Origin of the sequence: Actinomadura sp. NPDC000600, assembly GCF_040492135.1 — a bacterium.
Classification (GTDB): domain Bacteria; phylum Actinomycetota; class Actinomycetes; order Streptosporangiales; family Streptosporangiaceae; genus Spirillospora.
In genome coordinates, this window is record NZ_JBEUPD010000031.1 from 1 (window position 1) to 19106 (window position 19106).

Genomic DNA, 19106 nt, shown 5'->3' on the forward strand with positions numbered 1-19106 from the left:
GGCGCGCGCGGGCCGGGCACGGCGTCCCGCACGCCCGCCCGCGCGCCCGGCAGCTCCAGCGGGTCGACCAGGAAGATGATCGCGTCGGCCGCCTCCAGGTACCGCAGGTGCAGGTCGGTGGCCTCGCGGCTGCGCAGGTCCTCGCCGGCGGTGTCGAACAGCACCAGCGCCAGCGAGTCGTTGCGGGACCGGGAGAAGCGGCCCCTGCGGGTGCGGGTGAGCAGGTACACCAGCGGCTCGCGCGGGCCGGTCGCGGCGCTCGGCGTCGTCGGCAGCAGCCGCCGCTCCTCCAGCAGCGGCCGGGCGAAGTCCCGCTTGTACCGCTCGATCGTCCGGTCGTCGCACGCGACGAGCGACGCGTCCAGCTCGGTCCCGACCCGGTTCATCAGCTCGTGCAGCAGGACGGCGATGTAGGTGCTCTTCCCGGCGTTCTTCGCCCCGACGAGCGCGACGATCCGGCCGGGGGAGTCGCAGTACGCCGACGGCAGCGGGTTGTGGCACTCGGGGCAGGCGCGGTTCCCGGTCGGCACGCCGCACGCGGGGCAGTCGGCCCGGCCCTTGCGCCCGGACGCGGCGAACACCGGCGGCAGCGACGCCCCCGCCGTCGACCCGGTGTAGGCGGCGAGCTTCTCGTCCAGGACGGGGGCGCAGCCCTGCCGCCGCCCGGCCTGCCCCCGGCACCGGAACAGGATCCGCTGCGGCGCGACCGAGGCGAAGCAGTAGGGGCAGGTGACGCCCTGCCGGGACGGAACGCCGGGGATCGCCACCCGGGCCAGGGGTCTCGTCATCAGGGGACCTGCAGTCGGCGGACGGGGGGATCGCTCAGCTCGACGGCGTCGTCGTCGGCGAAGCAGCGCAGCCAGTACGGCCCCGGCGCGCGGGGCGCGCCGAGCGACAGCTCGCCCGGCACGGGCACCTGGTCCCACGCGGCGAGGGTCTCGCCGTCGGCCGCGCGCTGCGGCATGACCCGCCCGGCGCGCAGCACCAGCGACAGCCGCGCGACCCGCAGCGGGCGGGACGAGGTGAGCCGGATCGTCAGGGCCCGCCGCCACGGCGGGCCCGACCGCAGCACGTCGTACCGGACGACCGCGGTCGCCGCGACCTCGGCGGTCACCGGCGGGCCGGTCACCCGCGCGCCGCCCACCGTCCCGGCGGCGGCGACGGACAGCTCGACGGGCTCGTCCTCGGGGACGGGCAGGCGGATCCCGCCCTGCGTGTCGTAGGCGGCCCGGGTGACGCTCTGCGCGGCCCGGACCGGGACGGCCGCCGGGTCTGCGGTGTGCGCGGGGTCGCGCCCGATCCGGTAGGCGATGTCGACCTCCGCGACGTCCGGCGGCCAGTCGAACCCGACGTGCACGTACGCGCCCCGCCGCTCGGCGACCAGCCGGCGCGGCGGCGGCAGGTTCACGTGCCGGTGGTACGCGCCGATCGCGGCCGTGCCCTCCGCGACCGTCACCGCGAGCAGCCACCCCCCGGCCCCCGGCCGCACGGCGAGCCCGCCCGGCGCCGGCGCGCACGCCAGCCGCCGCGTCTCCCGCCGCACCTCCTCCAGCGGGACCAGCGCGCTGCGCGGCCACGGCGGCGGCCCCTCGCTCAGCACCAGCTCCACCGTCCCGTGCGCGGGCGGCTCGAACCGGGCCCGGACCAGCCCGGGGTCGGCCGCGTCGGTCTCGGCGGCCAGCTCGTACACCGGTTCGGGCGGCGCGCTCGGCGTGGCCGACGCCGCCACCCCGTCCGTCACGACCTCCCGCCCGGACGCGTCGAGGTAGACGGCGGAGACCCGGTAGTGGTGCGTGCGGCCGTTCGGCACGCGCTCGCGGAACCCGTCGCGGCCCGCCGCGACGGGCTGCCCGTCCCGGAGCACGACGACCCGCGCCGCCTCCGCCGGGCACCGCCACCGCCCGGTGACCTGCCCGTCCCCGGCGGTCAGCTCGACCTCGTCCGGCTCGGGCCGCACGACCACCGGCCCGGCGACCGCGGGCGCCGCGGCGGCCTCGCCCCGCGCCGCGAACACCCCGTAGTACAGCGGCACGTTGACCGGGGGGCGGGTGTCGAGCGCCCCGCCGACGGCCGTGCCGTCGCGCACGTCGCGCGGAGCCCTGCCCGCCTGCCGCACGACGTGGTGGGCCACCTCGCCCCCGGTGGACGGCGTGTCCTCCCAGGACACCCGCACCGACGCGCCGTCCACGTCGAGGCGCGCCGCCTGCGCCGGGCGGGGCGGCAGGCGCCGCAGGCGGGCGGCCGCGCCCGGGAGGTCGCGGACGAGGCGCAGCGCGTCGGTGAGCATGCCGTAGGCGCGGTCGGGGTCGGGTTCGGCGGACGCGGTCTCGCGCAGGCGCAGCGCGGTGGCGAGGCGGTGCCGGGCCTCGGCGGCGAGCACCTCCTCCTCGGGCGCCTCGGTCCCCGAGGAACCCGGGGACGGGGGCGGGACCTGCGCGGCGTCGGCCAGCTCGGCCGCCGCGTGCACCTCACCCGCGTCCAGCAGCGCCCGGAGCCGCCCGGCGAGGCCGCCGCCCGGGTCGGTCTCGCGCACGACGGCGAACACCAGGCGGCGGGCGTCGCCGTGCTCGACGCCCAGCTCCTCGACGGCGTACCGGAGCAGGGCGCGCTCGGACGCCCGCTGCCGCAGCCGCTCGCGGAGCCGGTCGGCCACGTCGAACAGCAGCAGTCCGGGCAGGTCGGCGCCCGAGCGCAGCGCGGCCAGCACCGTGTCGGCGTGCGTGGTGCTGGTGTCGCGGCTGCGGCGCGCCCACTCGGCGCCCGCGGCGGCGACCGCGTCCGCGTCCGGGCGCAGGCCGCCGCCCTGGACCGCGAAGCCGCCCAGGACGCGGAAGGGGCCGGTGAGGCGGGCGCCGAACAGGAAGTCGGCGAGATGCCGCTTGCCGAGCACGTCCAGCGACTCGCGCACCTTCCGGTACGCGGGGTAGGGCGCGGCGGACGGCAGCCGGTCGGGCTCGCGGATCTCGATGCCGTCGGCGGCGGCGAGCTCCGACAGCTCGGCGCCCCGCACCCCGGCGGTGCGGGCGATGGCCTCGACCTCGGCGGGCGCGGCCATCCGCAGCGTCCCGGCGGCGTCGGCGAGGCGGGCGCGGGCCTCGCCGAGGCGCCGCTCGGCGCGTTCCCGGCCGCCGCGCAGCCGCGCCTCCAGCGGGCGCAGGTCGCCGCGCTCGGCGGCCGAGAACAGCGGCGCCAGCTCGCGGTGCTCGGCCTCCAGCCGGTCGATCAGCTTGCGGTACTTCAGCTGCCCGCGCGCCCGCCGCCAGCACTGGCGGACCTGCTTGACCCGCGCCGCGACGGCCGCCGCGTCCATCCCGTCGAGCGTAGCCCCTCCATTGAATGGCGGTGGGTGGGGGCTGGAGGACGGTCCGCCATCGAGCGCGTACCGGGCGCGCAGGTCCTCGGGCGGCTGGTCGCCCGCGGCCCGCGCGGGCTCCAGCACGTCCCGCCGGTAGTCGTCGTCGAACGCCACGGGCGCCTCCAGGGGCTCCGCCGCCCGCTCAGCTGACCTGGACCCGGGAGAGGGCCTTGCGGGACCGCTCGACCTCCTCCTCCGACATGCCGCCGACGTCGACCTTCAGCTCCAGCCGCTCGCCGGTCTCCTTCTCCACGGCCGTGACGTTGAGCAGGCCGGAGGAGTCGAGCGCGAACGTCACCCCGATCGGCCAGCCCGCCTTCTTGCCCGGCGGGACGCGGATCTCCCCGGTCGCGATCTCGGTGTTGTCGATCAGGTCGGCGGACTCCACGACGCCGGCCTGCTCCATCACCCGGATGTCGGCCGAGGCCTGGTCGTCGTAGACGGTGAAGAAGTCCTCGGTCTTGGCGGCGGGCAGCTCGTCGTTGGCGTGCACGAGGTGCGCGACGCTCTCGGCGCCGGTCTCCCGGTCGACCACCACGATCCCGAACGCGTGCGAGGCGACCGTCCTGATCCGCCGCCCGGCGATCTGCCGCTGCTGCTCGGCCGACAGGCCCGCCCGGGTCGCCATCTCCTCGGCGCGCTCGGCGGCGCCCTCCCGGACGAGCCGCCGGTAGGTCTCCTCGAACGCGTACAGGGCGGCGCCCTTGGCGACCGCGAGGTCGGGGTCCTGGAGGCGGGGGGTGATGCCGAGCTCGGTCGCCAGCCGCGCCGCGACGACCGGCATCTTCGTGGAGCCGCCGACGAGGACGAGGTCGTCGTAGTCCTCCACGCCCTTCTCGGCCGCGGTCGCCAGCGTCCGGCCGGTGATCTCCACGGCGCGGTCGAGGAGGTCCTTGGTCAGCTCCTCCAGCTTCTCGCGCGTCACCTCGACCGCCGCGACCCGCCCGCCGTGCATCACCCGGACGGTGTGGGACGTGCGGGTGGTGAGGGCCTTCTTGGCGTCCTCGGCGTCGCGGCGGAGCTGCTGCTCGGTCTGCCGGTCGTCCAGCGGGTCGCCCGCCTCGGGGTGCTCGGCGCGGAACCGCTCGGCCAGGTGCTCCACGAGCCGCGCGTCCCAGTCGGCGCCGCCGAGCTCGTGGTCGCCGTCGGTGCACACCACCTCGATGTGGCCGCCGCGCAGCGCGATGACCGTGGTGTCGAACGTGCCGCCGCCGAGGTCGTAGACCAGGATCGTCCGGTCGGCCTCGGGGTTGAGGACGCCGTAGGTGATCGCGGCGGCGATCGGCTCGGACACGATGTCGATGACGTTCAGCCCCGCGATGCGGCCCGCCTTGCGGGTCGCGTCCCGCTCGGCGGCGCCGAAGTAGGCCGGGACGGTGATGACCACGTCGCGGGCGTCCTCGCCCGTGGTGGTGCGCGCGTCGGTGGCCAGCTTCAGCAGGATGAACGCCGACACCTCCTCGGGGGTGAAGTCGATCCCGTGGATCGGGCGCGTGACGTCGCGGCCCATGTCCCGCTTGATCAGGCTGACGACGTTGTCGGGCTCCAGGACCGCGGTGTCCTTCGCGGTCTGGCCGACGACGACGTTCTCGCCGCTCTCGAAGAACACGACGGACGGGGTGGTGTCGGTGCCCTCCAGGTTCCGCAGGACCGCGGGCCGGCCCACATCGTCGATGGAGGCAATGCAGGAGTACGTGGTTCCCAGGTCGATCCCGTAGACGGCCATGTCCCTCTCACCCGCTGTTCGTCGTCTGTCCGTTGTGCGTCGCCTCGCCGGCGGACGCCGGCTCGGCGGGCCTGGCGGCGGACGCCGGCTCGGCGAGCCTGCCGACGCTGACCGCCGCCTTGCGCAGCACCTTCCCGCTCTGCTCGAACCCGTCGGACTGGACGGCCGTGACGGTGCCGTCCGCCACGGGGTCGTCGACCGGCGTGACCGCGACCGGCCGGTGCCGGGACGCGTCGTAGGGGGCGCCCGGCTCGACGGTGAACCGCTCGACGCCGAGTCGCGCCAGCGCGTCGGCGACCTCGTCGGCCACCGCCGCCAGCAGCGCCGCGGTCCGCCGCGGGTCGGGCGCCTCGGCGAGGTCGGGCGCGCGGAGCCGGTCGGACTCGCGGCGCGCCTGGTCGTGCAGCCGGTACAGCGCCGCGCGGACCGGCTCCAGCATCGCCTGCAGCTCCCCGCGCCGCAGCCGCTGGTTCTCCTCGTGCAGCCGGTCGATGACGGCCTCGCGGTGCGCGGCGCGCTCGTGCTCGCGGTCGAGCCGTGCGGCGAGCCCGGCGAGCGCGTCCCGCACCTCGGCGTGCAGCGCCGCGCCGACGCCGCCGACGCCGCCGACGCCGCCGGCGTCACCGGCTCCGGCCGGGGCCGCCTCGTCCCCGGCATCTCCGGCATCCCCGGTGGGCGCCGGCTCCGGCTCGGCTCCGGAGTCCTCGCTGACTGGGGGTTCCCCGTCCCTCGACACGTAGAGTCACCTTAATGATGGGCGGCAGGAGACGTCAGGCCATTCGATGACCTCCACCGGACTCTAGTTTGACCTGTACCACCCTTCCAGCACCGACTTTCCGTGCCGTTTTCTTGGGACGACACGTATGGGTAACACGGGGGAAACGGGGGTCGCCCAAAGTGGAGACCTCGCACGGAGACTGGAGGTGGCGATGTTGCTGCGGATACGGGTGCGCCTGCCGGACCGTCCCGGATCGCTGGGGCAGGTCGCGCGCACTCTGGGCGCGGCGGGCGCGGACGTCGTCCAGATGGCGGTGCTGGAACGCGCCAACGGGCGGGCGATGGACGACTTCACCGTCGCGTGGCCGGCGGGGGCGGGCTCGGAGCGGCTGGCCGAGGGGCTCGGCTCGGTGCCGGGCGTGGAGGTCGTCGGGATCTGGCCGACCGCCGAGCCGCAGGGCGCCTTCCCGGACGCGGCCGTGATCGGGCAGGTCGCGGCCGTCCCGGAGCGCGGCCTGGAGGTCCTCGCCGACGCCGTCCCGGCGATCCTGAGCGCCGACTGGGCGGGCCTCGCCGAGCTGAAGGGGGAGGGCGAGGCGGTCCTCGTGCACGCCAGCTCCGGCGGCACTCCGGGCACCGGCCTGCCGGAGCTGCGGCCGCTGCGCCCGCGCGCGTTCACCGCGCCGGACGGCGTGCGCTTCGCGGTCTGCCCGCTCGCCACGGGCACGATCGCGCTGGTGGTCGCCCGGACGGGCGCGCCGCCGTTCCACCGGACGGAGGTGTTCAGGCTGGAGCAGCTCGCCGGGGCGGCGAACGCCGTCCTGTACCGGGACCGCCGCACGGCACAGCTCTGAGCCCGCGTCGCTCCCGCTCCGTGCGCTTCGTCGGCGTCACCCCAGGAGGGCGAGGACCGCGTCCAGGTCGGTGAGGCAGGCGTCGGAGCCGAGCCCCTGCGCGACGGTGGCCGCCGCGGCGGTGCCCCAGCGCGCGGCCTCCAGGACGTCCTTGCCGTGGGCGAGGCCGGTGATGAACCCGGCGCAGTACGCGTCGCCGCAGCCGGTCGTGTCGACGACCTCGACGGGCAGGGCCGGCAGCCGGTGCGCGCCCTCGGCGGTGGCGACGAGGCTGCCGCCCCCGCCGAGCGTCACGACGACGGTGCTCGGCCCGCGCGCCAGCAGCGCGGCGGCGGCCCGCTCCGGGTCGTCCTCGCCGGTCATCAGGGCGGCCTGCTCCCCGTTGGGCAGGAAGTGGTCGACGTGGGGGAGGAACGCGGCGGCGCCGGTCAGCAGGTCGGGCATGTTGGACAGCAGGTCCATCGTGACGACGGTGCCGGCCTCGCGGGCGGTGTCGAGCATCGCGAAGAACCCGGGGTCGTTGAGCCCGAACGTGACGTCGGGGCCGCCGAGGTGCACCGCGCTCGCCGCGCCGAGCAGGCCCGGCCCCACCGCGCCCGCGGTGAGGGTGAGGTTCGCGCCGGGGACGTGGAAGCTCGGCCGCCCGCCGTCCGGCCGGATCGGCAGGATGGACGCGCTGGTCTGGTCGGCCTTCCGCCGGACGAGGCCGCGCACGTCCACGCCCTCGCGCGCCATGATCCGCACCAGCAGGTCGCCGAGGTCGTCGTCGCCGATCGCGCCGACCGAGACGACCCGGTTGCCGAGCCGGGCGAGGGCGACGGCGGTGCCGGCGGCGGCGCCCGCCGCGGTCACCCGGATCTGCTCGACGACGACGGTGTCCTGCCCGTCCGGGATGCCCTCCACCGGGCGGGCGAGCACGTCCAGGATGTGCGCGCCGAGAGTGACAACGGTCATGGCCGGCCCCTTAGTGATCGTCCGGGCCGTAGCGTACGCGGTGCAGGCCATGAAATGTGAGAGGTATTCGCATGTTGCTGAGGGACGAGCGGGACGCGCTGTGCGAGGTCGGCCGCAGGCTGGCCGCGACCGGGCTGGTGACGGGCGCGTCGGGCAACGTCAGCGTCCGGTCGGGCGATCTGGTCGCGGTCACGCCGGGCGGGATGATGCTCGACCGGATGGAGCCCGCCGACTGCCCCGTCGTGAACACCGCCGGGCAGTGGGTCGACGGCGACAGGGCGCCGTCGTCCGAGACGCCCATGCACCTCGCGCTGTACGAGGAGACCCCGGCCGCCGCCATCGTGCACACGCACTCCACCTACGGCGCCGTGGTGGCGACGACCATGTCCGAACTGCCGCCGATCCACTACAACACGCTGCTGCTCGGCGGCGTGGTGAAGGTCGCCGAGTACGCCACCTACGGGACGCCCGAGCTCGCCGAGAACGTCCGCGAGGCCATGGCGGGCGGCAAGCGCGCCGCGCTGATGGCCAACCACGGTGGCGTCACGATCGGCCGCGACCTGGAGGAGGCGTACGAGAACGCCCGCCTTTTGGAATGGCTCTGCGGCGTCTACGTCCGCGCCAGGATGATCGGCGAGCCGCGCGTCCTCACGGACGAGGAGCTGGCGAAGGTGGTCGAGCGGGGCCTCGCGCCGCCCGAGTTCCCCCGCGTGTAACCTAACGCTTGTTAGGTCACTCTGGGAGGCCCGCCTTGCCCTTCGTCCTGGTCGACAAGCCGCGCCCGAACGTCACCCTCATCACCCTCAACCGGCCCGAGCGCATGAACGCGATGGCGTTCGACGTGATGGTCCCCTTCCGTGAGGCCCTGGAGGAGGTCAGCCGCGACAACGGCACCCGCGTCGTCGTCATCACCGGCGCCGGGCGGGGGTTCTGCTCCGGGGCCGACCTGGAGAACCCGGGGAGCATCCCCGGCATCGACGGGCTGACGCTCCCGACGATCGCGCTGCGCTCGATGGAGCTGCTGGACGACGTGGTGCGGGCGATGCGGCGCGTCCACCAGCCGGTCATCGCGGCGGTCAACGGCCCGGCGATCGGCGGCGGCCTGTGCCTGTCCCTCGCCGCCGACATCAGGCTCGGCGCGGAGACGGCCCTGTTCCGCGCGGCCGGCATCAACAACGGGCTGACCGCCAGCGAGCTCGGCCTCAGCTACCTGCTGCCGCGCGCGATCGGCGCCTCCCGCGCGTTCGAGCTGATGCTGTCCGGCCGCGACGTGGACGCCGCCGAGGCCGAGCGGATCGGCCTGCTCTCCCGCGTCGTCCCCGGCGACAAGCTCCTCGACGCCTGCTACGAGCTGGCCGAGCGCATCGCCGGGTTCAGCCGCCCCGGCACCGAGCTGACGAAGCGCATGCTGTGGTCGAGCCTTGACGCCGCGAGCCTGGACGCCCACATGGGCCAGGAGGGCCTCGCCCAGCTCTACGTCCGCCTCACCACCCACAACTTCGAAGAAGCCATCAAGGCCCGCCGCGAGAACCGTCCCCCGGACTTCCAGGACTGACGCACACCGGCAGGGTCCGCCGCTGGTACGACCACGCCGCGGCGCCAAGCGCCACGCCGTAGGCGGCGAACGCGCCGATCCCGCACGCCGCGACCGTCCAGCCCGACCATCCGCTGATGAGCCCGTCATGGGGGAGACCGCCCAACCCCAGGACGGGCGGCAGCAGGTAAGCGACGGACCCGACGACCCCGTAGGGGCCGAGCGTCAGGGCGCCGAGCCAGGCCGGCGCGAGCGGCAGCCAGCGCGGCACCCGGCGCCCGGCCAGCGGCGGCGCCCATCGCGGGAAGACCTGCCCCCACTCATGCGTGAGCCCCATCAGCAGGAAGACGCCGGCGAGCGCCGCCAGGGTGGTGAAGTCCAGCCCGTACCTCTCCAGCGTGAGGACCAGCCCGGACGCGCCGTTGCGCTCGAACTCGGCGACGACCCGCTCGCCCTCGATCCCCGCGAACGAGCCCCCGAGCGCCCACGTCGTCTTCATGGCGATGTAGGGCGCGAACCCGAGCGCCCCGGCATAGGCGGCCCACCGCACCGCACGCGGCGCGGGGGACACGGGCGCCGGGACCCTGACCGTCCCCGCCTCGGCGTGCGCTCGGCCGCATCGCGCGCACGTCCCCGCGGTGGCGCGCTGGTAGGCCAGGGCCGTCGCCGCGAGCAGGGCCGCGCCCACCGCGCACAGGACCTCGACGCCGAACCTCGGCCAGTCGTCGACCGTCCCGTCGAAGACGAGTTGCAGCGCGTTCATCACGAAGCCGAACGTTCCGGCCGCCGCCAGCACGCACGCCGCCCAGAGCCCGGTGAGGGGCCACCAGCGCGGCATCTGCCGCCCCACCTCGCGGACGCTCGACACCGCCATGATCCCGCCGACCCCGAGGAAGGCGGCGATCACCCACGCCGCCGCTCTCGTGCCCGCCGACGGGGACCCGGCATCCCCGCCGCCCGCCCAGTACAGGGCCACCCCTACCGCGACCACCGACCATGCCCCGGCCGCGTACCCCGCCCAGCGCGGCCGCAGCCTCCCGACCGATTCCATGGGACGAGCCTCTCCGCGCTTCCGGTCGCGGCACCTCCCGCCCAAGGGCGAATGCCCTGCCCCGCGCGGGGGAGCGGCGTGGGAGGGTGAGGGGGTGCCGAAGCTTGCGCCGGACGAGGCGCGCCGCCTGCTGACGACCGTGCCGGTCGCGCGCCTCGCGACCGTGGGGGAGGACGCCCGCCCGCATCTCGTCCCAGTGACGTTCGCCGTCCACCGCGGCGCCGTCTACACGGCCGTCGACCACAAGCCCAAGAGCACCCGGGAGCTGCGGAGGCTCGCCAACATCCGCGCCAACCCGCGCGTCGCGCTCCTGGCCGACCACTACGAGGACGACTGGGACCGCCTCTGGTGGGTCCGCGTCGACGGCCACGCGACCGTCGTCGACGACCCCGCCCGCATGGCCGACCCCGTCCGACTTCTGGCGGACCGCTACCCCCAGTACCGCGACCACCCGCCGGAGGGCCCGCTCATAGCCGTCACCATCGAAGCCTGGACAGGCTGGTCCGCGTCCTAGAGGGAGCGCTGGAAGGTGGTGACGGCGGCGGCGACCTCGTCGGGGAACTCCACGTGCGGGTGGTGGCCGCCGCCGTCCAGCAGGACGACCTGGCCGTTGAGCCTCTGGGCGACCCATTCGGCCTCGGCGGCGGGGTCGGGCCAGTCGATGTCGGCCGTGCCCATGATGACGAGCGTGGGCGCCTGCACCCGGTCGAGCCGCGCCTCCGACTCGGCGTGCGACATGCTCAGGTACTCGGCGATGACCTTGTCGCGGCCGGGCTCCTTGAGGTTGGCCTTCAGCTTCGCCTTGTGCTCGGCGAAGTCGGCGGGCGGCTTCGGCTCCCACTTCGGGTAGTAGGCCATGTAGAGCGGCAGGGCCAGGCCGGGGACCCGCATGAGGGCGGTGGTCAGCCGCTGCGCGAACCCGCCCTTGCCGTCGCGGACGAACGGCGCCGCCAGCACGAGGCCCTTCACCAGCTCGGGCGCCTCGGCCGCGACCCACACCGCGGCGGCCGCGCCGTTCGAGCACCCGTAGACGAGGGCCGGGCCGGCGTCGAGGTGGCGCAGCAGGGCCAGCAGGTCGTGGGCCAGGGGCGTGCTCCCGTACTCGGGCCACCGCGCGCTGGTCTCGCCCATCCCGCGCTGGTCGACGGTCACGACCCGGTACCCGGCCTTCAGCAGCAGCGGCTTCAGGAACCGGTACTGCGACCGCAGTTCGAGCATCGGGGGCAGGCAGACGACCAGCGGGCCGTCGCCGTCGTCGTCGTAGGCCAGCCGCCCACCGGGAAGGTCGAGGAACCGGGTCTCGCTCATCGCGCACTCCTTGAAGCTCTGTAGCTCTATAGCTAATGAGATTAGCTTCAGGGCGGGCGAGAGTCAAGAGCGGTGCTCTCGCGGGATCAGTCCCAGGCCTGGCCGAGCCTCGCGAGGCCGTTGGCGTACTCGATGCGGGCGGACCATTCGGCGGGCCAGGCGTCCATGCCGAGGTGGGCGCCCGCGAACGCGCCGGCCAGGCAGGCGATCGAGTCGGAGTCGCCCGAGCTGGCCGCGCCGCGCCAGATCGCCTCGACCGGCTCGTCCGGGAACAGCAGGAAGCACAGCAGGCCGGTGGCGAGCGCCTCCTCGGCGACCCAGCCCGCGCCGGTGGTCTCGCAGGGGTCGGACGCCCGGTCCGCGCGCGCGACGGCCTCGTCCAGGCGGTCGAGGACGGCCAGGCACTCGTCCCAGCCCCGGGCGATGAACGCCTCCGGAGTGTCCATGCCGGGCCGCTGCCAGAGCGTGCCGAGCCAGTGCTCGTGGTAGACGGTGCGCTGGTCGTGGCAGCGGGCCCGGAGCGCGCCGGGCAGGTCGGACGGGGCCATCCCGTCGGCCAGCCACCGGACGGCGAACGCGGTCAGCTCGCTCGCGGCGAGCCCGGTGGGATGGCCGTGGGTGAGCGCGGCCTGGAGCTGGGACGCCCCGGCCCGCGTCTCGTCCGACAAGCCCGGGGCCAGGCCGACCGGCGCGACGCGCATGTTGGCGCCGCACCCCTTGGAACCGGTCACGGTGACCTCCACCCAGGGCTTTCCGGCCGCCAGGCCCCGGCATGCGATGAGGCAGGTGTTCCCGGGCGCGCGGTTGTTGTCGGGGCTGTTCAGCCAGTCGACGAAGCGCCGCCGCCACATGGGCGTGACCAGGTCCGGGGTGAACGGAGGGTTGGCCAGGGCGTCCAGCAGCCCGAGCCCGACCGCGATCGCCATCTGCGTGTCGTCGGTGACGAGCGCGGGATCGCCGTTGAGCTGCGTGGGCCCGTGGTCGCCGAAACGCCTGTGGATCTGCTTCATGTCGAGGAACTCGGTCGGCGCCCCCAGGGAGTCCCCGTACGCCAGCCCGAACATCGCACCGCTCGCCCGTCTCATGGCGGGCATTCTTCCCCAGACGCCCTCAAACGGCCGACTGGAAGCGTCCGGGCGTCATGCCGTAGCAGCGGACGAACCAGCGCGTCAGATGGCTCTGGTCGGCGAAGCCGGTGCGGGCCGCCACGTCCCCGATGGCCTCGCCCCGGGCGAGCAGGCGGCGCGCGGCGCGCAGGCGCAGCTGGCGCTGGTAGTCGCTCGGCGCCATGCCGTACTCGCGCCGGAACCCCCGGTACAGCGCGAACCGGCTGCACCCCGCCGCCTCCGCCAGCGCGTCGGCGCCGATGTCCTCGGTGCAGGACTCCTCGAGCCGCCGCCGGGCCCGCTCGACGAACCCGCCGGCCGGCGACGCGCGCACCCGCCGCATGGCGGCCCGGTCGACCAGCGACCCGACGGTCGCGGTCAGCAGCTCGTCGCGCCGGAGGGCGGGCGCGCCGCCGAGCAGCGCCGCGTGCAGCGCGCGCAGGGTCCTCGCCAGGCCGGGGTCGGGCACCACGGGCGCGTCGAACAGCGGCAGCCCGACCGGCCGGTCCGCGATGTCGGCGAGCACGTCCGAGATCAGCCCCGCCCCGATGTGGACGATCCGGTACGTGAAGCCGAGCTCGTCGGCGGGGTGGCCGTCGTGCGGGTCGTCGGGGTTGAACGCGAGGACCATCCCGGCCGCGCTCGTGTGCGCCCCGCCCCGGCACCGGAACGCCTGACGGCCGTCCTCGGTGACGCCGAACGAGTACGTCTCGTGGCTGTGCCGGTGGTAGACGTGCCGCTCGAAATGGGCGTGCATCGCCTCCAGGGGACGGTCGGGAGACCGCCAGTACCTGCTCCAGTCCACGCCTCCAGTCTGGCGCACGAGCGTTCAAGACGGCGCGGCACGACCAGGGGAAGGATCGGCCGCATGCGTTTCGACACCAAGATCGGGATCGTGGTCCGGGACGACCTCGCCGCCTGGCAGCGCCTCAACGTCACCGCGTTCCTCGCCAGCGCGGTCGCGGGCGGCGTCCCCGGCGTCATCGGCGAGCCGTACGAGGACGCGTCGGGCAACACCTACCTGGCGATGTTCAGGCAGCCCGTCCTGGTCTACGAGGCCGGCGCCGAGGCGATCGCGCAGGCCCACGCCCGCGCCCTCGCCCGCGGCATGGACACCGCCGTCTACATCGAGGACATGTTCAAGACGGGCCACGACGAGGCGAACCGCGCGACCGTCCGGGCCGTCACCGCCGAGGAGATGCCCCTCGTCGGGTTCGCCGTCCACGGCCCCCGCAACGGCGTGGACAAGGTCCTCAAGGGGTTGCGGCTGCACCCGTGAGCCCGGCCAGCGCGGCCAGGCGCTCGCGGTGCCGGTCGGGCGACCCGAAGAGCTCCCGCGACGACTGGGCCCGCTTGAAGTACAGGTGCGCGTCGTGCTCCCAGGTGAACCCGATGCCGCCGTGCAGCTGGATCGCCTCGCCCGCCGTGTGGAAGAAGGCCTCCGAGCAGTACGCCTGGGCCAGCGCGGCCGCGGCCGGCAGCTCCTCCGGGCTCTCGTCGGCGGCGGCCGCCGCGTTCAGCACCGCCGACCGCGCCGACTCCACGAGCACGAACATGTCCGCGCACCTGTGCTTGATCGCCTGGAACGATCCGATCGGACGTCCGAACTGGTTGCGCACCTTCGCGTACTCGACCGTCATGTCCAGGGTCCGCTGCGCCCCGCCGAGCTGCTCGGCCGCCAGCGCCACGGCCGCGACGTCGAGGGCCCGCGCCAGCGCCTGCGGCCCGCCGACCCGGCGCGCCGGAACGCCGTCCAGCTCGATCCGCGCCAGCTTCCGCGTCTGGTCGAGCGTCGGGAGGGCCCGCCGGACGAGCCGCGCCGCGTCCTCGACGGCGTAGACCCCGACCCCGTCCTCACCCCGGGCAGCCACGAGGACGAGATCTGCGATGTGCCCGTCCAGGACGTAGTTCTTCGTCCCCCGGAGCACCCCGCCCTCGAAGACCGCCCGCACGGAACCCGGATCCCAGGACCCGCCGTCCTCGGCCACCGCGAGCGTCGCGATCACCGACCCGTCGGCGATGCCGGGCAGCAGGTCGTGCCCGCCCTCCCCGGCCTCCAGCGCCGCCGCGGCCGTGATCGCCGCGAGGAAGGGCGCGCACACCACGGCCCGCCCCATCTCCTCGAACACGACGGCCAGCTCGCGAACCCCGAAACCCGCCCCGCCGTGCTCCTCGGCGATCGCGAGGCCCTGCAGCCCGAGCTGCTCGGCCATCTGCCGCCACACCTTCGGGTCGTAGCCCTCGGCCGTCTCCATCAGCCGCCGCACCTCGGCGCCGGGGGACCGGTCGGCGAAGAAGCGCCGCAGCGCGTCCCGCAGCTCGCGCTGCTCCTCGGTGACGACGAGCTTCATCGGGCGTCCTCCCACACGTGTCCCAGGCCTACCGGGTCATCGTGCCGTACGCCCGGCGTCCGCTTCCAGGCCTTCCCGGCCACCGGGACGGTCAGGGCGCCCAGTCGTGCGGCCCGAGCACGTACCCCTTGCTCGTCGAATGCAGGTGGTTGATCGACACGAGGTGCCCGAGCGCGGCCCACAGGTCCTCCTCGGGCGCGTCGACGAGCGCGCCGATCGTCTCGAAGTCGGCCGCGCCTCCCTCCTTGTCGATCTCCGCCACGGTCTCGTACACGGCCAGCTCGAAGTCCGACAGCTCCTGCACGTCCCCACGCGGAACATCTCGCTCATCCATAGACACACCGTGCCCACTCGCACTCGTTCTAAGTCCCGCGCGGGGTGCGGCACCGTACGCTGGGATTGGAAAGCTCGGCAACTACGTTCTGTATGCGAAAGGTGGCGCTCTGCTTATAGACTCGCTCGCGAGGAAAGGAGCAGGGCATGACTGTGATGGTTCAAGAGCCTCTGTCGCGCGATGACGCTGACGTCGTCCTGGAAGGTTTCCTCGCCCTCGACACCCCGGAGGGCTTCCGAGCCGAGCTGATCGACGGAGAGATCGTCGTGACCCCACCCCCCCTTGGCGACCACGAGCGATGCATTGGCAAGATCATCCGCCAAGTCATCCGGTACAGCGCCACCGAGTTCGAGTGTTCCGGCAACAAGGGCCTCACGGTTCCCGGTGTCGAGGGGCAACCGGACAACCGCGTGATCCCGGACATCACGTTCATATCTATCGAGAAGGACCCGTTCCAGGGGGCCGCCTCATGGATGCCCGTAGAGGCTGATGGCGCGATCGTCATGGTGGTCGAGGTGACCTCCGCCAAGCCGAGACGGGATCGAGAGGCGAAGCGGACCGGTTACGCACGGGCGGGAGTTCCGTTCTACCTGCTGGTAGACCGCGACGAACAGAAGGTGAGCCTGTTCAGCGGGCCGGACGGCGAGGACTACGGGCACATCGATCAGGTGCCGTTCGGCAAGACGATGCCGCTGCCGGAGCCCTTCGACATCGATCTGGACACCTCCGAGTTCGGTTGAGGTCTCGGCACGGCTCCGCGGTGGTGCGTCCGGCTGTCACAAGGGCTGGTGGTGCGTCGTCTCCCTGGGGAAAACGCGAAGGTGGAGGGGACACCCATGAAAGCTGTACGCATCCACAAGCCCGGCGGTAGTGACGGGCTGGTGTTCGAGGACGCGCCGATGCCGAGTCCGGCCACGGGCGATGTCGTGGTTCGGGTGCACGCCGCCGGGTTCGTCCCGGACGAGTTGGACTGGCCCGGCACGTGGGTCGACCGGGCCGGGCGCGACCGGACGCCGTCCATCCCCGCGCACGACGTCGCCGGGGTGGTCAGCGAGGTCCGCTACGGCACCGCCGGGCTGGCCGTGGGCGACCGCGTCTTCGGTCTGGCCGACTGGCACCGCGACGGGGCGGCGGCCGAGTACGTCGCGGTCGAAGCCCGCAACCTCGCCCTCATGCCCGAGTCGCTGACCTACACCGAGGCCGCGGCGCTGCCGCTGTCCGGGCTGACCTGCTGGCAGGGGCTCTTCGTCCACGGCGGCCTGGAATCCGGGCAGACGGTGGTCGTCCACGGTGGCGGGGGCGGCACCGGCGCGCTGGCCGTCCAGCTGGCCCGGCAGGCCGGAGCGCAGGTCATCGCCACGGGACGCGGCCGGGCGGCCGACCTCGCGATCGAGATGGGCGCGCACACCTTCGTCGACCTGGAACGGCAGCGCTTCGAGGACGCCGTCGAGCCGGTCGACCTGGTCTTCGACACGATCGGCGGGGACCTCCTCGCCCGGTCGGCGGGCAGGGTGAAGCCGGGCGGCGCGCTGGTCTCGATCACCGCGCCGCCCCCGGTCGAGCCGGAGGGCGGGCGCGCCCTCTTCTTCATCGTCGAGCCCAACCGCGAGCAGCTCACCGAACTGGCGAAGCGGGCCGAATCGGGAGGCCTGCGAAACCACGTCGGGGCCGTCTATCCCCTGGCACGGACGCGCGAGGCGTTCCAGGCCAAGCGGAACGGCATCCCGGGCAAGGTCGTACTGGAGATCTGATCTCGGCGAGGGGCCCGCGCGGCTTCCCGGCACGGGCCCCGCCGCTGCTGCTGATCGATGCAGCCCGCCAGAGCTTCCTCGCGGCGGCGGGGCGCCTCATCGGGGGTTCTCGCTGAGATGGCCGCCCGGGTGACAGGTCATGCGGGCAGGGCGCCGTCCTGCAATTGCAGGACGGCGTGGACCAGCGGCGCGAGCGCGGGGTCGGTGGCGGCCTCGTCGAGGGCCTCGCGCAGAGCGGTGTTGTGGGTGGGGCGGGCCTCCTCCAGCAGGCGCAGGCCGGCCTCGGTGACGTCGGTGTAGATGCCGCGCCGGTCGGTGGGGCACAGGTAGCGGGAGAGCAGCCCGCGGTCCTCCAGCCGGGTCACCAGCCGCGTGGTGGCGCTCTGGCTGAGGACGACCGAGTCGGCGACCTGCCGCATCTGCAGGTGCCCGCCCTCGCCGTCGTGCTGGCGGCTCAGCACGTCCAGCAGTGAGTACTCGCGTGCGCTCAACCGGTGCCGGGCCTGGAGCGCGCGTTCGACCCTGCTCTCGATGCGTCCGTGCAGCAGCGAGAGGGCCGACCAGCCGTGCGCCAGTGCGGTCATCGCCGGGTCGGTGGCGGTCATGAGCGGCTCCCTCGGTCGGGCCGTGCGAGCGGACGCGTCGGCGGTGCGCCTGCCGCCGTGTTGCGGACCTCACTATACCCGCGTTTGCCAATAGTCCGCGTATGCAAATATTGTCAACGCCGGTAGAGCGCTTGCACAACCTTGCCCGGAACGTCGAGAGGACCGCCACCATGCCGCTCGCGCTGCTGGCCCTGGCCATCGGGGCCTTCGGAATCGGCACCACGGAATTCGTGATCATGGGGCTGCTGCCCCAGGTCGGCGCGGACCTCGGCGTGTCCGTGCCGACGGCCGGCCTCCTGGTCACCGGCTACGCCCTCGGCGTCGTGATCGGCGCACCGATCATGACCGTCCTCGGCACCAGGATCTCCCGCAAGACCATGCTCATGCTGCTCATGGGCCTGTTCATCCTCGGCAACCTCATCTCCGCCGCCGCGCCGGCCTTCGCCGTCATGCTGATCGGCCGGGTGGTGGCATCGCTGGCCCACGGCGCCTTCTTCGGCATCGGCTCCGTCGTCGCCGCCCAGCTCGTCGCGCCGGAGAAGAAGGCCGGCGCCATCTCCATGATGTTCACCGGCCTGACCGTGGCCAACGTCGTCGGCGTGCCCCTCGGCACCTTCGTGGGGCAGACCGCCGGCTGGCGCGTGACCTTCCTGATCGTCGCCGCCCTCGGCGTGATCGGCCTGGGCGGCGTCGCCAAGCTGGTGCCGGACGTCCCCAAGCCGGAGGGGGTACGGCTGCGGCACGAGGTGGCCGCCCTCAGGAAGCCCCAGGTCGTCCTGGCCATGGCCATGACGGTCCTCGGCTTCGGAGGAGTGTTCGCCGCGATCACCTACATCGCGCCGATGATGACCGAGGTCGGCGGCTTCGCGGAGTCCTCCGTCACCTGGCTGCTGGTGGTCTTCGGGCTGGGCATGGTGGCCGGGAACCTCATCGGCGGCCGCTTCGCGGACCGCAAGCTCATGCCGATGCTCTACACCGCCCTGGGGGGCCTGGCGCTGGTCCTGCTGCTGTTCACCTTCCTGGCCTCCGGAAAGGCCGCGTCCGTCGTGGCGGTCTTCCTCATCGGGCTTCTCGGCTTCGCCACCGTCCCACCGCTGCAGAAGCGCGTCCTGGACCACGCCCACGGCGCGCCCACGCTCGCCTCCGCGGCCAACATCGGCGCCTTCAACCTGGGCAACGCCCTGTCCGCCTGGCTCGGCGGCCTGGTGATCTCCGCAGGCCTCGGCTACACGGCGCCCAACGCCGTCGGGGCCGTCCTGGCCGCCGGCGCTCTGGTGCTGGCCGTCATCTCACGGCGGCTCGAAGTGCGCCAGGCCCGCACCAGCGCGGCCTCCGCGCCGACGAGCCCCGCGCCCGCCGAACACGGCGCCACTGCCGCCGCACCGGAACCTGCCCGCTCCTGACCCCGCACCTCCGCCGCACCGACCCGGCCTTCGATCACTGGGCGGTCCAGCCTCCGT

The 19106-nt window shown here is 74.2% G+C and carries 20 protein-coding genes; 8 read left to right on the forward strand and 12 right to left on the reverse strand.

Going from position 1 to position 19106, the window contains the following annotated elements; translation table 11 throughout:
* From ABWI07_RS33290 to grpE, 4 genes are all read right to left on the reverse strand, one after another.
* Positions 1 to 788, reverse strand: a 788-nt coding sequence (locus ABWI07_RS33290) for a TRAFAC clade GTPase domain-containing protein (RefSeq protein ID WP_502912877.1), incomplete at its 3' end; no start/stop codon positions are given.
* Positions 788 to 3469, reverse strand: a complete 2682-nt coding sequence (locus tag ABWI07_RS33295; protein WP_353820992.1) for a SaeA-related protein — start codon at positions 3467 to 3469, stop codon at positions 788 to 790. The genes ABWI07_RS33290 and ABWI07_RS33295, both read right to left, overlap by 1 nt.
* Positions 3470 to 3497: 28 nt before the next feature.
* Positions 3498 to 5081, reverse strand: coding sequence for an Hsp70 family protein (locus ABWI07_RS33300; protein WP_353820993.1), 1584 nt, complete (start codon positions 5079 to 5081; stop codon positions 3498 to 3500).
* Between the two features lie 7 nt (positions 5082 to 5088).
* Complete coding sequence (gene grpE, locus ABWI07_RS33305; RefSeq protein WP_353820994.1) at positions 5089 to 5817, reverse strand: nucleotide exchange factor GrpE; 729 nt, start codon at positions 5815 to 5817, stop codon at positions 5089 to 5091.
* Positions 5818 to 6010: 193 nt separating this feature from the next.
* Between grpE and ABWI07_RS33310 the strand changes: the two genes are divergently transcribed.
* Positions 6011 to 6652 carry an ACT domain-containing protein gene (locus ABWI07_RS33310; RefSeq protein WP_149263730.1) on the forward strand — a complete coding sequence of 214 codons (642 nt, stop codon included), beginning with the start codon at positions 6011 to 6013 and terminating at the stop codon, positions 6650 to 6652.
* Between the two features lie 36 nt (positions 6653 to 6688).
* On the opposite strand, the gene ABWI07_RS33315 is transcribed toward ABWI07_RS33310, so the two are convergent.
* Positions 6689 to 7606 carry a carbohydrate kinase family protein gene (locus tag ABWI07_RS33315; RefSeq protein ID WP_149263630.1) on the reverse strand — a complete coding sequence of 306 codons (918 nt, stop codon included), beginning with the start codon at positions 7604 to 7606 and terminating at the stop codon, positions 6689 to 6691.
* A 71-nt stretch (positions 7607 to 7677) separates the two neighbouring features.
* Between ABWI07_RS33315 and ABWI07_RS33320 the strand changes: the two genes are divergently transcribed.
* Positions 7678 to 8322 (forward strand): class II aldolase/adducin family protein, encoded by a 645-nt coding sequence (locus tag ABWI07_RS33320; RefSeq protein ID WP_149263629.1) that lies wholly within the window; start codon positions 7678 to 7680, stop codon positions 8320 to 8322.
* Positions 8323 to 8357: 35 nt separating this feature from the next.
* Positions 8358 to 9161 carry an enoyl-CoA hydratase gene (locus tag ABWI07_RS33325; protein WP_149263628.1) on the forward strand — a complete coding sequence of 268 codons (804 nt, stop codon included), beginning with the start codon at positions 8358 to 8360 and terminating at the stop codon, positions 9159 to 9161.
* On the opposite strand, the gene ABWI07_RS33330 is transcribed toward ABWI07_RS33325, so the two are convergent.
* The gene (locus tag ABWI07_RS33330) at positions 9118 to 10191 is read right to left on the reverse strand and encodes a hypothetical protein (RefSeq protein WP_353820995.1); all 1074 of its coding nucleotides are present in this window, start codon (positions 10189 to 10191) and stop codon (positions 9118 to 9120) included. The genes ABWI07_RS33325 and ABWI07_RS33330 overlap by 44 nt on opposite strands.
* A gap of 94 nt (positions 10192 to 10285) precedes the next feature.
* Between ABWI07_RS33330 and ABWI07_RS33335 the strand changes: the two genes are divergently transcribed.
* Entirely contained in the window at positions 10286 to 10705 is a 420-nt protein-coding gene (locus tag ABWI07_RS33335) for a TIGR03668 family PPOX class F420-dependent oxidoreductase (protein ID WP_235037303.1), read from the forward strand.
* Here ABWI07_RS33335 and ABWI07_RS33340 read toward each other — a convergent pair.
* From ABWI07_RS33340 to ABWI07_RS33350, 3 genes are all read right to left on the reverse strand, one after another.
* Entirely contained in the window at positions 10702 to 11499 is a 798-nt protein-coding gene (locus ABWI07_RS33340; protein ID WP_149263626.1) for an alpha/beta fold hydrolase, read from the reverse strand. The two genes, ABWI07_RS33335 and ABWI07_RS33340, sit on opposite strands and share 4 nt — an antisense overlap.
* Positions 11500 to 11585: 86 nt before the next feature.
* Positions 11586 to 12584, reverse strand: a complete 999-nt coding sequence (locus tag ABWI07_RS33345) for an ADP-ribosylglycohydrolase family protein (protein WP_353820996.1) — start codon at positions 12582 to 12584, stop codon at positions 11586 to 11588.
* 25 nt (positions 12585 to 12609) lie between these two features.
* A complete protein-coding gene (locus tag ABWI07_RS33350) occupies positions 12610 to 13410 on the reverse strand; it encodes an AraC family transcriptional regulator (protein ID WP_235037301.1) in 801 nt (266 codons plus the stop codon).
* A gap of 63 nt (positions 13411 to 13473) precedes the next feature.
* On the opposite strand from ABWI07_RS33350, the gene ABWI07_RS33355 reads away from it, so the two are divergent.
* Complete coding sequence (locus tag ABWI07_RS33355) at positions 13474 to 13884, forward strand: DUF2000 domain-containing protein (protein ID WP_149263625.1); 411 nt, start codon at positions 13474 to 13476, stop codon at positions 13882 to 13884.
* Here the strand turns inward: ABWI07_RS33355 and ABWI07_RS33360 are convergent.
* Both ABWI07_RS33360 and ABWI07_RS33365 read right to left on the reverse strand, forming a co-directional pair.
* A complete protein-coding gene (locus ABWI07_RS33360) occupies positions 13859 to 14956 on the reverse strand; it encodes an acyl-CoA dehydrogenase family protein (RefSeq protein WP_353820997.1) in 1098 nt (365 codons plus the stop codon). The genes ABWI07_RS33355 and ABWI07_RS33360 overlap by 26 nt on opposite strands.
* A 91-nt stretch (positions 14957 to 15047) precedes the next feature.
* Positions 15048 to 15290: a Rossmann-fold NAD(P)-binding domain-containing protein gene (locus tag ABWI07_RS33365; protein WP_149263623.1), complete on the reverse strand. Its 243-nt coding sequence runs from the start codon at positions 15288 to 15290 to the stop codon at positions 15048 to 15050.
* 146 nt (positions 15291 to 15436) lie between these two features.
* Between ABWI07_RS33365 and ABWI07_RS33370 the strand changes: the two genes are divergently transcribed.
* Both ABWI07_RS33370 and ABWI07_RS33375 read left to right on the forward strand, forming a co-directional pair.
* Positions 15437 to 16030 carry a Uma2 family endonuclease gene (locus ABWI07_RS33370; RefSeq protein WP_353820998.1) on the forward strand — a complete coding sequence of 198 codons (594 nt, stop codon included), beginning with the start codon at positions 15437 to 15439 and terminating at the stop codon, positions 16028 to 16030.
* Between the two features lie 96 nt (positions 16031 to 16126).
* Positions 16127 to 17041 carry an NADP-dependent oxidoreductase gene (locus ABWI07_RS33375; protein WP_353820999.1) on the forward strand — a complete coding sequence of 305 codons (915 nt, stop codon included), beginning with the start codon at positions 16127 to 16129 and terminating at the stop codon, positions 17039 to 17041.
* A 137-nt stretch (positions 17042 to 17178) separates the two neighbouring features.
* Here the strand turns inward: ABWI07_RS33375 and ABWI07_RS33380 are convergent, their stop codons facing one another.
* Complete coding sequence (locus ABWI07_RS33380) at positions 17179 to 17646, reverse strand: MarR family winged helix-turn-helix transcriptional regulator (protein WP_353821000.1); 468 nt, start codon at positions 17644 to 17646, stop codon at positions 17179 to 17181.
* A gap of 170 nt (positions 17647 to 17816) precedes the next feature.
* Between ABWI07_RS33380 and ABWI07_RS33385 the strand changes: the two genes are divergently transcribed.
* Positions 17817 to 19049 carry an MFS transporter gene (locus ABWI07_RS33385; protein ID WP_353821001.1) on the forward strand — a complete coding sequence of 411 codons (1233 nt, stop codon included), beginning with the start codon at positions 17817 to 17819 and terminating at the stop codon, positions 19047 to 19049.
* Positions 19050 to 19106 lie beyond the last annotated feature (57 nt).